11 protein-coding genes are annotated in these 13,741 nt (G+C 71.9%); 3 read left to right on the top strand and 8 right to left on the bottom strand.

From position 1 onward, the window contains the following. Window positions 1-82: 82 nt before the first annotated feature. From ABZS69_RS28940 to ABZS69_RS28970, 7 genes are read right to left on the bottom strand one after another with little or no spacing between them, the layout of a single operon-like run. Window positions 83-760 (bottom strand): response regulator transcription factor, encoded by a 678-nt coding sequence (locus ABZS69_RS28940; protein WP_355378056.1) that lies wholly within the window; start codon window positions 758-760, stop codon window positions 83-85. 40 nt (window positions 761-800) lie between these two features. After that, window positions 801-3,983, bottom strand: a complete 3,183-nt coding sequence (locus ABZS69_RS28945) for an amidohydrolase family protein (RefSeq protein ID WP_355378058.1) — start codon at window positions 3,981-3,983, stop codon at window positions 801-803. Next, window positions 3,980-5,056, bottom strand: a complete 1,077-nt coding sequence (locus ABZS69_RS28950) for a C45 family peptidase (protein ID WP_355378059.1) — start codon at window positions 5,054-5,056, stop codon at window positions 3,980-3,982. The genes ABZS69_RS28945 and ABZS69_RS28950 overlap by 4 nt, the downstream gene beginning before the upstream one ends. Before the next feature lie 3 nt (window positions 5,057-5,059). After that, complete coding sequence (locus ABZS69_RS28955; RefSeq protein WP_355378061.1) at window positions 5,060-5,938, bottom strand: ABC transporter ATP-binding protein; 879 nt, start codon at window positions 5,936-5,938, stop codon at window positions 5,060-5,062. 5 nt (window positions 5,939-5,943) lie between these two features. After that, window positions 5,944-6,987, bottom strand: a complete 1,044-nt coding sequence (locus ABZS69_RS28960; protein WP_355378064.1) for an iron chelate uptake ABC transporter family permease subunit — start codon at window positions 6,985-6,987, stop codon at window positions 5,944-5,946. 8 nt (window positions 6,988-6,995) lie between these two features. Further along, a complete protein-coding gene (locus tag ABZS69_RS28965; protein ID WP_355378066.1) occupies window positions 6,996-8,057 on the bottom strand; it encodes an iron ABC transporter permease in 1,062 nt (353 codons plus the stop codon). A 5-nt stretch (window positions 8,058-8,062) separates the two neighbouring features. After that, window positions 8,063-9,034: an ABC transporter substrate-binding protein gene (locus ABZS69_RS28970; protein WP_355378068.1), complete on the bottom strand. Its 972-nt coding sequence runs from the start codon at window positions 9,032-9,034 to the stop codon at window positions 8,063-8,065. A gap of 317 nt (window positions 9,035-9,351) precedes the next feature. Here ABZS69_RS28970 and ABZS69_RS28975 point away from each other — a divergent pair, with 317 nt between their 5' ends. Continuing rightward, on the top strand, window positions 9,352-10,557 hold the full coding sequence (locus ABZS69_RS28975) for a serine hydrolase (RefSeq protein ID WP_355378070.1): 1,206 nt from the start codon (window positions 9,352-9,354) through the stop codon (window positions 10,555-10,557). Between the two features lie 100 nt (window positions 10,558-10,657). Here the strand turns inward: ABZS69_RS28975 and ABZS69_RS28980 are convergent, their stop codons facing one another. Continuing rightward, window positions 10,658-11,674 carry a LacI family DNA-binding transcriptional regulator gene (locus tag ABZS69_RS28980; protein WP_355378072.1) on the bottom strand — a complete coding sequence of 339 codons (1,017 nt, stop codon included), beginning with the start codon at window positions 11,672-11,674 and terminating at the stop codon, window positions 10,658-10,660. Between the two features lie 89 nt (window positions 11,675-11,763). Here ABZS69_RS28980 and ABZS69_RS28985 point away from each other — a divergent pair, with 89 nt between their 5' ends. Together ABZS69_RS28985 and ABZS69_RS28990 are read left to right on the top strand one after the other, a co-directional pair. Then, the gene (locus tag ABZS69_RS28985) at window positions 11,764-12,906 is read left to right on the top strand and encodes a serine hydrolase (protein WP_355378074.1); all 1,143 of its coding nucleotides are present in this window, start codon (window positions 11,764-11,766) and stop codon (window positions 12,904-12,906) included. A 40-nt stretch (window positions 12,907-12,946) separates the two neighbouring features. After that, complete coding sequence (locus tag ABZS69_RS28990; protein ID WP_355378076.1) at window positions 12,947-13,741, top strand: hypothetical protein; 795 nt, start codon at window positions 12,947-12,949, stop codon at window positions 13,739-13,741.

The raw sequence follows: 13,741 nt of genomic DNA on the forward strand, positions 1-13,741 counted from the left end.
GCACGCTACGAGCGGGCCGGAAAGCGCCCGCTGAGCAGGGGGTTAGCGGGACGTTTACCTTGCGATCGCGACCTGGGCGGGATCACGGCTGGTAGCGGTAGCCGCGCCCCCGTACGGTGACGATCCGCTCCATCCCCTCACCATGCGAGGCCAGCTTGCGCCGCAGCGCGAACACGTGCACATCCAGCGTCTTCGTCGGACCGAACCAGTTCTCGTCCCACACCTCGTCCATGAGCTGCTCGCGCGTCACCACCTCACCCGCCCGGCTCACCAACGCCGCCAGCAGATCGAACTCCTTCGGCCGCAACGCCACCTCCGCCTCCCCGACATACGCCCGACGGGCAGGCACATCCAGCCGCAACCGCCCCGCCGTCAACACCCGATCCCCCTGCCCCGGGCCACGCCGCCGCAGATGAGCCCGGATCCTGGCCATCAGCTCGGTCAACCGGAACGGCTTGGTCAGATAGTCGTCGGCACCCGCGTCGAGCGCCACCACCACCTCGAACTCCTGCGTACGCGCCGTGAGCACCACGATCACCGTGTCCGGCACGCTCGCCCGCAACCGCCGGCACACGCTCACCCCGTCCACGTCGGGCAGCCCCAGATCCAGCAGCACCAGATCCGGCTGACGCCGCCCCGCCACCGCAAGCGCCTCGGCCCCGTCCGCGGCCGGCTCCGCCTCATACCCCTGGGCCGCCAGCGCCTCGACCAGCTCCGACCTGATGACCAGATCGTCCTCCACGACCAGCACGCACGTCATGCGCCGATGGTACGGGCTGTTGAGCTGCCGGTGACCCAGGTCACGTGCAGCAGCCGCCGCCCCAGGCCTCGCACCAGTCGATGCCGTGGGTGTCGCGGGTCTCCCAGTAGAACCTGGTCCTGGGCCTGGGACGCGGGGCCAGCTCGTCCAGGGAGTACGCGTCGTGGAGCCGCCCGTTGACCATCGTCATCGCCACGGTCGTGGAGTTGCCGATGTCGTCCAGCGGGCTCTCCCGCAGGACGATCAGGTCGGCCAGCTTGCCCGGTTCGAGCGAGCCGATCTGGTGGTCCACGCCGAGGCTCTCGGCCACGTTGATCGTCGCGGTCCGCAGCACGCGGTGCGCCGGCATGCCGCCCGCGGCCAGCAGGGCCATCTCCCAGTGCATGGCCAGGCCGGGGATCTCGCCGTGCGAGCCGGCGTTGATCCGCACGCCCGCCCGGTCGAGCCGGTCGACCGAGCGGGAAACGGCCAGGACGCCGATGTCGTACAGCTCGTCGGCCACGTGGATCGTGGTCATGGCGCGGGCGTGGGGCGGGGCCTCGTACGGCGTGTTCAGCGGGCTGTAGCCGCTCAGGCACGCCTGGACGTACGTCCGGACCCGGGGGTCCTTCCACACCTCGGTCCGCTGGTACATGTAGTTCTCGCCGAACAGCTCGCCGAACGCGACCACGAGCGTGGGCGTGTTCGACACTCCGGCCAGGGCCATGAGCTGCACGACGTCGTCGTAGACGGTGGCCACGGGCAGGTTGTGCTCGAGGTTGGTGTGGCCGTCCAGGATCATGCTGATGTTGTTGTAGAAGTGGGTCTCGCCCTCGACCACGATGTTGACGCCGTGCTCGCGGGCGGCCTTGACCAGCATCTGCCGGTGCCGGCGCGCGGGCTGCTTGTAGCTCTTGACGCTCAGCGCGCCGAGCGCCTTCTTGCGCCTGATCACGCCCTCGGCGTCCGCGTAGGTGTCGATCGGGCTGTAGAGGTGGAAGACGTTGCGCGGGCGGCCGTGGATGGCCGAGCCGGTGCCGATCCAGCGCGGGCCGACCGTGAGCCCGGCCTGGGTGGTCTCGGTGCTCTCGAAGTTCGGCAGCTCGGTGGAGAACGGGTCGAAGTTCGTGGTGACGCCGAAGGCCAGCGCGGCGTACCTGGCCGCCTGCTTCTGCGGGGTCACGCCGTTGTCCGTGCCGGCGTCGATGTGGCCGTGGGCGTCGATGAGGCCGGGCATCAGGGTCATGCCGGTGCAGTCGACGACGGTGGCGTCCTCGGGCACGGGGACGTCTCCGACCGCGACGACGCGGTTGCCCCGGACGACGACCGTGGCCTCGTGGAGCACCTCCTCGCCGCGCATCGTGATCACGGTGCCGCCGGTCAGCGCCACGCACCCGTCGGGGACGTCGGCGTCGGCGGTGAGCCGCACCGGCGCGGGCTCGCGGACCTGCGACCAGTCGCGGGTCTCCCGCAGGTGCAGCTCCGGCCCGAGCGCCCAGTGCACGCTGCGGCCGTCGGCGGCCCAGGCCAGCGCGTAGCCGCCGTTCCCGGTGAGCCGGTGGCAGGGCACCTCGCGGGTGTCGGCCGTGATCAGCAGTTCGTGGCCGGTCTCCCGGTAGGGGATGACGTGGTACTCGCCGGCGTGCCGGAAGGCCAGCCACTCGCGGTCCGGGCTCAGGCGCAGCTCGTAGGTGTCGGGGCCGGCCGCGCGGGCGTGCTCCCTGCGGTCGCCGCCGCGCAGGTCGACGCTGAAGAGCACCTCGACGGGCTCCTCGCCGGAGGAGTCGACGGCGCTCGCGTAGATCCTCGTGCCGTCGGGGGCGAAGACGGGCGCGTCGTCGGCCGGGCCCAGGTAGCGGGGCTCGCCGCCGCGGCTGCTCACCACGTACAGGCCGGGGCGCGCGGTCGAGCCGCCGAGCTGGACGTCGTGCTCCTGCAGCCGGTACGCCACCAGCGTCCCGTCGGGGCTGAAGGCCGGCTGGCGCAGGACCCCGGACGACGCGGTCACCTCGGCGGGTTCGTCCCAGCGGTCGCGCCGGCACACCCGCAGCGTGCTGCCCCGCTCGTCGTCCCACTCGACGTAGGCCAGCCGGCGGCCGTCCCGGCTGTAGGCCGGCTCGTTGGCGTGCCGCGTGTGGTCGCCGACGGGGCTGATCGCGTCCTTGCCGCGGGTGGTGTGCCACAGCCGTCCCAGCGCGGTGAAGGCCACGTCCTGGCCGCCGGGCGCGACGGCCAGGTGCCGCACCGCCCGCGCCGTCACCTTCTCGGGCGCCAGGTCGTGCCGGACGCGGACCGGCTCGATCAGCGTGTGGCGGCACTCCGCGGTGAACGGGATCGGCGTGCGCCCGCCGCCGTCCATGTCGATGCGCTGCAGGCCGCCGCCCGCCCAGATGGCGACGTGGCGGCTGTCGGGGAACCAGGAGAACCTCGGGTAGTAGTTGCCCTGCAGCTCCCACACCGCCTGGTTGTCGCGGTCGAGGCCGTCGAAGACCGGGCGCTGCCGGCCGTCGGGGGTCAGGTCCAGGCAGAACAGCACGGTCTTGGCCATGACGCGGCGGATGAAGGCCAGCCGCCTGCCGTCCGGGGAGAGCGCAGCCCTGATGGCGCCGCCGAAGCCGCCGACCACCGTGTCGGTGTGCCCGTCCTCCAGCCGGCGCCGCTTGATCGCGTAGTTGGCGTGGTTGGCGTCCACGTAGATCTTGGGGTTGACCAGGCGTTCGGTGTAGTAGAGCCAGGCGCCGTCCGGTGACAGCGCGGGCTCCAGCACGTCGCGCCCGCTCGCCGGCACGTCCACGAGGAGCCGTCCCTGTCCGGGGCCCTCGAAGAGGCGGATCTGGGAGGAGAAGAGCCTGCGGTGCGCGCGGAACATGGCCGGCGCGATCACGCTGCGCCCGTCCGGGCCCCAGACGGGGTCGGTCAGGAGCATGTCGGTCTCCCACGTGAGCTGCCGCGGGTTCGAGCCGTCGATGCCGCAGGCCCACAGGTTGTCGAACCCGTCGGCGTCGCTCAGGTAGAGGATCTCGGCGCCGTCCGGGCTGACGGACGGCATCCGGTGCATCGCGGGGCCGCCCTGGAGCAGCGTCGCCGTGCCGCCCTCGGCCGGCACGGAGTAGAGGTCGCCGAGCAGGTCGAAGACGACCGCCGAGCCGTCGGGGGCGACGGAGACGCTCATCCAGGTGCCCTCGGAGGTGGTGAAGGAGACCTCACGGGCGGGCTGGCCGGTCGCGGCGATGTCCCAGCTCATACCGCGACCTCCGTCCAGCCGTCCGCCGTGACGGCGCACGGGCCGCCCTCCTGCAGGACCAGGCGGTGTCGTTCGAGGTCGAAGCTGATGAGCATCTTGGTCTCCCACCGGTCGGTGACGGGCGCGCCCGGCCGGGGGTGCGCGCAGACCGGCGCGCCGTCCTCCCAGTGGTGGACGAGCCCCTTCGCCCATTCGGTACGGCTCTGCGCGGTCATGACGGACCTGCGCTCGCGCAGCACGTCCATGCGGGGCAGGGTGTCGTCGCCGATGGCCGCCAGCCGGTCGCCCTTGGCCAGGCCCGGGTCGAGGAAGTGGTTGGTGTGCAGCAGAAATCCCTCCTCGGGCGGGAGCACCACGACCTCCTCGGGCGTGGCCTCGATGACGGCGCCGTCCGGGCTCCGCCCGTCCCAGGTGAGCACCGTGAACGAGGCCGAGGCCGTGAGCGGGGCCGACCGGACGATGTCCACGGCGTCCCGCACGGATCGCGCGGTGTCGAGCACATGTCTGGCGACCGCGTGGATGGGCACGCCTTCCCGCGTGCCGTCGGAGGTGTGGCAGAGCAGCGTGAACAGCAGCCCGAGCCCCGCGCTGTTGACGCCCGCCTTGCCCAGCACGCCGTTCTCGGCGAACGTGGCGACCGTCAGGTCCGCGGGCGAGGTGTGCCGGAGCACGGTGAAGTTGCCGACCGAGGGGATCCAGTCCCAGGTCTGCAATGCGTTGGGCGGCTCGCCCGGAGGCAGCCAGGCCGCCGCCGTGCATTCCTTGAGCCCGGCGATGGAGCCCCTGACCAGGATCTCGGTCCGGCAGTTGAGCGCCGCGACCTCCCACAGCTCCAGGCCCGCGCCCTGGGCGATGCCCGCCAGCTCGGTGGCGAGCCCCGGGGCCCAGGCGCGCAGGTGCTCGTAGCCCTGCTCGGCGATGCGGCGCACGGTGTGCCGGTCGAGCTTGGCCGCGTCGAAGAGCCAGGCGTAGTCCTCGGCCGTGCCGTGGATCTGGGCCCGCCAGCGTTCCCCGATGCCCCGGCCGCGGGCCAGCGGGTCGCGTTCGTCCGAGAAGTGGTAGTTGATGGACATCGCTCAGAACCTCAGGTGCCGGCCGATGGGCACGACCATCGGGGTCTGGGAGACCGGGTCGGGGATCACCTTCGACTTCAGCCCGAAGACCGCCTCCACCAGCTCCTCGGTGACGATCGCGCCCGGCTCGCCCTGGGCCACGATCTCGCCCTTGCGCATGGCGATCAGGTGGTGGGCGTAGCGGCAGGCCAGGTTGAGGTCGTGCAGTACGACGGCGATGGTCCGTCCCTCCTCGCGGTTGAGCTGCACCAGCAGGTCCAGCACGTCGATCTGATGCTGTACGTCGAGATAGGTCGTGGGCTCGTCGAGCATGAGGATCCCGGTCTCCTGGGCCAGCGCCATCGCGATCCACACGCGCTGGCGCTGCCCGCCGGACAGCTCGTCCACGGACCGGCCCGCGATCTCCGCGGTGCCGGTGGCCTGCAGCGCCCAGGCGACCACCCGCTCGTCCTCGTCGGTCCACTGCCGGAACCACTTCTGGTGCGGGTACCTGCCCCGGCACACGAGGTCGGCCACCGTGATGCCCTCGGGCGCCGTCGGCGTCTGCGGCAGGATCCCGATCTTGGTGGCGAGCTGTTTGGAGGGCATCTCGTGGATGGCCTTGCCGTCCAGCGTGATGGCCCCGCCGCGCGGCTTGAGCAGCCTGGCCAGCGCCCGCAGCGTGGTGGACTTGCCGCACGCGTTGGCCCCGACCAGCACGGTGATCTTCCCCGGCGGGATGTCGATGTCCAGGCCGCTGACGATGTCGGCGCCGTCGTAGCCGAGCCGGAGCCCGCGGCCGCACAGCTGCCGCGCGGGGTTCTCAGGGCTGAGGGAGTCGAGGGCGTCCGGGTATGACGCCCCGGCCGGGTGCGGCAGGTCGTCGGCTCGGAAGGATGGCATGGCCGTCAATCTCCTTGTCCTGAGCTGTTCGTGGTGGCCAGCAGCCACAGCAGGTACGGGGCGCCGGCGATGCCGGTGATGACGCCGACGGAGACCTCGGAGCTGGACAGTGCCGTACGGCCGATCAGGTCGGCCACGCAGACGAGGACGGACCCGGTCAGGGCGGCGGGCAGCAGGGCGGGCCCCGGCGACCTGGACAGCCGCCGCGCGACGGGCGCGGAGACGAACGCCACGAAGGCCACCGGCCCGGCCGCGCCGATCCCGGCCCCGGCCAGCGCCACGCCCGCGATCAGGAGCACCAGCCTGGCCCGCTGGACGGGCACGCCGACGGCGGTCGCGGAGTCGTCGCCCAGTTCGAGCACGTTGAGCTGCTTGCCGAGGGCCAGCGTGCCCGGGATGAGCACGAGGAGCATCAGGACGACGGGCTCGATGTTCTCCCAGCCGCGCCCGTTGAGGCTGCCGCTCAGCCAGAGCGCGACCGAGGCGGCGTCGTGGGCGTGGGCGCGGGTCCAGAAGAACTGCGTCAGCGCCGTGGCGACCGCCCCGACGCCGATGCCGACCAGGACCAGGCGGTAGCTCGACATCCCGCGCCGGTAGGCGAAGGTGTAGATGAGGCCCGCGGTGATCAGCGCGCCGGCCGTCGCGGCGAGGGAGAGCGGCAGGCCGCTGAGCCCCAGCAGGGTCAGCCCCATCACCGCCGTCAGGCTGCCGCCCGCGGTGATGCCGAGGATGTCCGGGCTGGCCAGCGGGTTGCGCGCGAGCGACTGGAACACCGCGCCCGACATGCCGAACGCGGCCCCGACCAGCACGGACAGCAGCGCCCTCGGCAGGCGGAGCGACTGGACGACGAACACCTCGCCGCGCTCGCCCGCCCCGAAGACCGCGGGCAGCACGCGCAGGATCGAGATCGTGAAGTCGCCGACGGACAGGCTCAGGCAGAACGCCAGCAGGGCGGCCAGCGCCAGGGCGATGGTGACCACGCGTTTGCGCGCGGCGACGCGGCCGCGCGTACGCGACACCCGCTCCAGGACGTCAGGCGTCGAAGCCATGGTGGAGGTCATAGGGAGGCCAGATTCTTGCGGCGGACGAGGGCGATGAACACCGGGGCCCCGAGCAGCGCCGTCACGATGCCGACCTGCAGCTCGGCCGGCGCCACCGCGAGCCGGCCGACCACGTCGGCGGCCAGCAGCAGCACGGGCGCCAGCACGGCGCTGTAGGGCAGGATCCAGCGGTAGTCGGGGCCGACGATCGCCCGGGCGATGTGCGGCACGGTCAGGCCGATGAAGACGATGGGCCCGGCCGCGGCGGTGGCGGCGCCGGCCAGGATCATGACCGCCACGCCGCTGACGATCCTGGCGCGGGTCACGTTCTGGCCCAGGGAGCGGGCCACGTCGTCGCCGAGGGCGAGCGTGTTGAGCACCCGGCCACTGGCCAGCGCCAGCATCGCGCCCACGGCGACGAACGGCCACACCTCGGCGGCGACGTCGGCGCCGCGGCCCGCCAGCGATCCGGCGGCCCAGGCGCGGTAGGCGTCCATGGTCCTGACGTCGAGGAGCTGGACGAGCGTGGTGAAGGAGGCCAGCAGGGCCGTGACCGCCGTGCCCGCCAGCGCGAGCTTCACGGGGGTGGCGCCGTCCCTGCCGATGCTGGAGAGCACGTACACGACCAGCACCGCGACGCCGGCGCCGCCGAAGGCGAACCACACGTAGCCGAGCAGGGTCGTGACGCCGAAGAACTGCACCCCGGTCAGCACGGCCAGCGCGGCACCCGCGTTGACGCCGAGGATGCCGGGGTCGGCGAGCGGGTTGCGGGACACCCCCTGCATCACGGCGCCCGCGAGCCCGAGCGCCAGCCCGGTGAGGAGCCCGATGATCGTGCGCGGGACGCGCAGGGAGCGGATGACGGTCTGCGCCTCGTCCGAGGGGTCGAAGTTCAGCAGCGCGTCGTGGACAGCCGCCGCCGGCAGGTGCCGGGAGCCCAGCACCAGGCTGGCGAGCGCGACGGCGGCCAGCGCCGCGATCGCGATCACCAGCCCGGCGGGCCGGCCCAGCCCGTTGACCAGGCCCTTGCGGGGAGCGGCCTGATCACGCCGGAAGGAGCTGCGCACAGTGGTCGCCATGCGGGCTACACGTTCCCCGCGCGCTTGAGCACGGCGGTCAGATCCTGGACCTGCTTGGTGTAGTCGGCGTAGTTGAGTGAGACCCGCACCCAGGAGCCGACCTGGCCGGCCTGCACGGCCTTCAGCGCGTTCCAGGTCGGGTACTTCTTCAGCGCCTCGTTGCCGAGCGTGTAGCCGCGGGCGTCCACCAGGACCACGCTGGGCTGGTATTTCGCGGCGTTCTCCCAGCTGACCGCCTCGTAGTAGGAGCTGACGAGCTTACCCTTGGGAGTCATCACGTCGACCCCCCAGTCCTTGAGGTCGAGCAGGTCGGGGAACAGGTCGGGCACGGCGAAGTAGACCTGCTCCTGAGCCGGGGTCACAGCCAGCACGGTCAGGTTGGAGCGCTCCTTGGCGGTGGTCTTCAGCTCCTCGACCGCGCTCTGCCAGGTGGTACGCGCCTGCGCGACCGTCCCTCCGTCGACGTCGGCGCCCAGCGCCTTGGCCAGCTCGGAGAAGCGCTGGATGACGTGGGAGGACGGCTTGGTCGAGTCGATGGCGAGGATCGGGGCGATGGCCTTGGCGTCGTTCTGCATCTTCTCGGTCTGGAAGCCGTACACCCCGCCGGGGAACAGCACCCCGTCGCCCGTGTAGAAGGTCGAGACGATGACATCCGGCCGCAGCGCGGCCAGCTTCTCCATCTTGACCTCGCCGAAGACCTCGCCGACCGACTCGACGCCGGTCAGGTCGAGGCCCTTGAGCATGGGGTTGCCGTTGAGCGGCGCGCCGCCGAAGATGCCCACCGGCTTGATGCCGAGGTGCATCAGGGCGTTGGCGGCGTCCTCCTGGGCGACGACCCGCAGGCCCTGTTTGTCCAGCCGAACCGTTTCGGCGCGGTCGTCGGTGAAGGAGAAGGAGCCGGTGGCCCCTGTCTGTTGCCCTGCCTGTTGCCCGGCCGGCTGCCCGGCCGCCTCGGGTTGTCCGGCACAGCCGGTCACGACTAGCAACAGGGCCGTAACGGAAGCGACAAGACGCGGGCGAATGCTGAAACTGTCAGGCGATGTGGGGGGCGCGCTCATGTTGTTCCTCTCTCGGCGCCTATCGGGTGCTTTTTCAGCCCGTTGACGTGCAGCGCAGGCGACCGAAGCGTTCTTGCCTGAACGTTTCGGCACATACAACCACCGGCGCTTGATGGTGTCAACGGTCATTCGGCAATGGAAATGATCGACCTAATGCCGCTATGTCCGGATAGCTGTTGCGCCTTTCGGGGTAGCTGCCTAAGGTTGCCGAAACGATTCGGCATTGCGAGGTACGTGTGACGATCCACCTCCCCCCACGGACGGTCACGGACCGGCCCACGCTGGCCAACTGGCTGCGGGCGCCGTACAACCGCTGGTCGTTCCAGCACGTCAGGGAGATCGTGCCGACCGCGGTCATCGAACGCGGCGCCGGTCCCGTCATGGAGCTGCCGCGGGCGCCGCTGCCGCTCGGCGAGCGCGAGGTGGGCTATACCTCGCATCCCGACGACGGCGGCGGGAGCGGCGCGGAGCCGCTGGCCCGGCTGCTCGACCGGACTTTCACGGACGGCTTCCTGGTGCTGCACCGGGGCCGCAGGGTCTTCGAGCACTACGACAACGGCATGACCCCGGCGACGGCGCACCTGTGCATGTCGATCTCGAAGTCGATCACCGCCACGGCGGTCGGCCGGGTCGTCGCGCAAGGGGCGCTGAGCCCGGACGACCTGGCCGGGGACGTCGTCCCCACGCTGCGGGGGACGAGCTTCGCGGACGCGACCGTGCGCCACCTGCTCGACATGCGCACCGGCACCGGACGGCTGACCGAGGAGCAGTCCAGGACCGACATGGAGGCCACGCTGTGGGCGCCCATGACCCGCCCGGGCGTGCGCACCGACCTGACCTCGTACTTCGCCGACCTGGTCAACGTCCGGCCGCACGGCGGCGAGTTCCAGTACCGGTCGGTGCTGACCTGCGTGCTGGCCCTGGTGGCCGAGCACGCGGCCGGCACCCGGCTGCCCGAGCTGGTCTCGCGCGAGGTCTGGCAGCGGATCGGCGCCGAGCGCGACGCCGAGATCTGCGTGGACGGGCACCGCAACGCGCTGGCGGACGTCGGCGTCTCCTGCACGCTGCGGGACCTGGCCCGCCTGGGCGAGGCCATGCGGCGCAACGGCGACGTGAACGGCGTCGAGGCCATCCCGCGCGCCTGGGTGGCCGACACGCTCGTGCCCGACGCCGGCCAGCGGGCGGCCTTCACCGAGCACGGCGCCCGCTACCTGCCCGATCCCGGCGCCTACTACCGCAACCAGTGGTGGGTGGCCGAGTCGGGCCCGCAGGGGGCGATCTACCTGGCGCTGGGCATCCACGGGCAGCTGCTGCTGGTGCACGAGCCGGCCGAGGTGGTCGTCGCCAAGTTCTCCACCTGGCCGCAGGGCTGGTCCACGCTGCTCGCCCAGGACACCGTCAGCGCCTGCGTGTCCCTGGCCGAATCGCTGGCGGGCGCGTGAACGCCCGCCGATCCTTCAGGCGCCGGCTCCCGGGCAGTCGGGTGAACGGCCGCCGATCCCTCAAGCGCCGGGTCCCCGGCGGGCGGGTGAGCCGGTCCGGTCAGGAGCGCGTCGTCGACTCGCGGATCCGCAGCGCCGTCTCGATGACGACGGGGCCCGCGGCCTTCTCCCCGCCCACCCGCCTGGCCAGCAGCTCGACGGCCGCCCTGGCCATCTCCACGGGCCGCAGGTCCACGGCGGTGATGGGCGGCGAGGAGCCCTGCATCATCTGCCCGTCCATGCCACCGGCCAGCAGGATGTCGCCGGGCACCGAGCGCCCGGACTCCACGATGGCGTCGAGGGCGCCGAGCGGGGTGCCGTACGGGATGGCGAAGACGGCGTCCGGCGGGTTCTTGAGCCGCAGCAGGCTGCGCACACCGGCCGCCGCGGTCGCCCTGGGCCGCTCCACGTCGATCAGCCGGACCAGCGGCTTGACGCCGTGCCCGGCGCACCAGCGCGCGTACGCCGCCGAGGTGTCCTCGAACCAGGCCCAGGGCGCGTCGGCCGTCACCAGCGCGATGCTCCTGGCGCCCTGCGCGGTGAGGTGGTCGAGCACCTGCACGGTGCTGCCCGCGTTGTCGGTCTCGACCCACCAGCCGTCCGTACGCTGGATGTCGCGGTCGATGGTCACCGCGGGGACGCCCGCGTTGTTGAGCACCGTCAGCGCCTGGTCGCCCTCGCGCGGATCGGCGATGATCACGCCGTCCACGTCGAGCCGTACGAGGTCCCTGACGTCCTTGGGCCGCGGGGCCACGAGGAGCTGGCGGTCGGAGTCGACGGTGGCCGCGGCGCACGCCGCCACCAGGGCCATGTCGTACTCGGCGTTCACCAGCCACTCCCCCACGCCGACGTGGCCCACCGGCAGGCACATGGCGAACACCCCGGTCCGGCCGGAGCGCAGGGCGCGGGCCGAGCGCCGGGGCCGCCACCCGACCTCCGAGACGGCCGTCAGCACCCGCTCGCGGGTCGCGGGGTCCACCCGGCCCTTGCTGTTGACGACGTCGGAGACCGTCGTCATCGACACGCCCGCCTGGATCGCCACGTCACGGATCGTGGGGCGCGCTCGCTTCGTGGCCATTGATCTCCGTCTGTGTCTGGGGCCGCCGAGCGGCGGGGACAGGCCATTTCTAGCCGTGCCGAAAGGTTTCGTCAAAGGAGGACCCCACCGTGTCCGCTGAAGCGGTGACGCTGGAGAACTGGATGCGCCCCCCGCACAACGTCGTCGGGTATCAGCGTGTCAGGGAGCTGATCCCCACCGCGGTCGTTTCCCGAGGTGAGGGGCCCGCGTTCGAGCTCGTGCCGGGCGGGCCCGAGCCGCGCCTGCACGGGCTGGACCAGGGCACCCACACCGACGCCCTGGTCGTGCTGCACCGGGGCCGGCTCGTGCACGAGCGGTACGAGAACGGGATGCGGCCCGCGACCCGGCACCTGTGCATGTCGGTCTCCAAGTCCATCACGGCCACGGCCGTCGGCTCCGTCATCGCCTCCGGGGCGCTGTCGGCCGACGACGAGGTCTGCGCGATCGTGCCCGAGTTCCGCGGCACCGGGCTGGAGGGGGCCGGCGTCCGCCACGTGCTGGACATGCGGACCGGCACCCGCGAGGACATCACCACGCTCGAACTCCAGCGCGCCTACTACGCCACCTGCCTGTGGGCGCCCCCGTCGAGCTTCCCAGAGTCGCCCGGGGAGGACGAGGATTCGCGCAGCCACCTGTGGCGGCTGACCCGGGTGCGGCCCCATGGCGGCGACTTCGAGTACCGCTCGACCCTGACGTGCGTGCTGGGGATCCTGGCGGAGCGCGCGACCGGCCTGCGGGTGCCCGAGCTGATCTCGCAGCACCTCTGGCAGGGGCTGGGCGCCGAGTACGACGCCGAGATCACGGTGGACCGCAACGGCAACGCCCTGGCCGACATCGGGGTCTGCTGCACGGCCCGCGACCTGGCCAGGCTCGGCGAGGTCCTGCGACGGGGCGGGCTGCGCCCGGACGGGACGCGGGTGGTGCCCGAGGGCTGGGTCGCCGACACCCTGGAGCCCGACGCCGGCCAGGCCGCGGCCTTCACCCGGAACGGCTCGCCGTGGCTGACGCTGCCCGGCGCCTACTACCGCAACCAGTGGTGGGTGGCCGCGCCCCGCGATCGGGGCGGCGCGTATCTGGCCCTCGGCATCCACGGCCAGCTGCTGTTCGTGCACGAGAGGGCCGAGCTGGTCATCGCCAAGTTCTCTTCCTGGCCGGAGCCCTGGAACGACGATCTCGCACGGGCGAGCATCCAGGCCTGCATGGACATATCCAGCGATATATGGGAAAACTAACAACTGTTACATTCATGGCGCAACGGAAGGATGTGGGCCGATGACTGCGGCCGCATGGGGCCTGGGCGCGGCGGTGCTGCTGGCCTCGATCGTGGAGATGGTGGAGGCCCTGACGATCGTCATGGCGATGGGCATGACGCGGAGCTGGCGCTCCACCCTGATGGGCGTGGGCGCGGCCCTCGTGGCCCTGGCCGCGTTCACCGCCGCCGCCGGCTACGCCCTGGCGACCTGGCTGCCGGAGGCGGCGCTGCAGCTCGCGATCGGCGGCCTGCTGCTGATCTTCGGCCTGCAGTGGCTGCGCAAGGCGATCCTGAGATCGTCGGGGCGCAAGGCCATGCACGACGAGGACCAGATCTTCGCGGACGAGGTGGCCGCCGCGAAGGACGCGGGCGAGGTCAAGGCCAAGGGGCTCGACTGGTTCTCGTTCATGATCAGCTTCAAGGGCGTCTTCCTCGAAGGCGTCGAGGTCGTCTTCATCGTGATCACCTTCGGCCTGAGCGCCGACAACATGCCGGTGGCGATCGGGGCGGCCGTGGTCGGCGTGCTCCTCGTGCTCGTCGTCGGCATCGCCGTCAGGGGGCCGCTGTCGAAGGTGCCGGAGAACACGCTCAAGTACGGCGTCGGCCTGCTGCTGGCCGGCTTCGGCACGTACTGGGCGGTCGAGGGGCTCGGCATCTTCACCGGCAGCCGCGAGAGCCTGGAGTGGCCGGGCTCCGACCTGGCGATCCTGGTGCTCATCGCCGCCTGGTACGGGCTGTCGCGCCTGATGGTGCGCGCGCTCAGGCGTCCGTCGCAGGCGCGGCCCGAGGCCGTGCCCACTACTTCAGGGAGCTAG

Origin of the sequence: Nonomuraea sp. NPDC005650 (genome assembly GCF_040605375.1) — a bacterium.
Lineage (GTDB): Bacteria > Actinomycetota > Actinomycetes > Streptosporangiales > Streptosporangiaceae > Nonomuraea.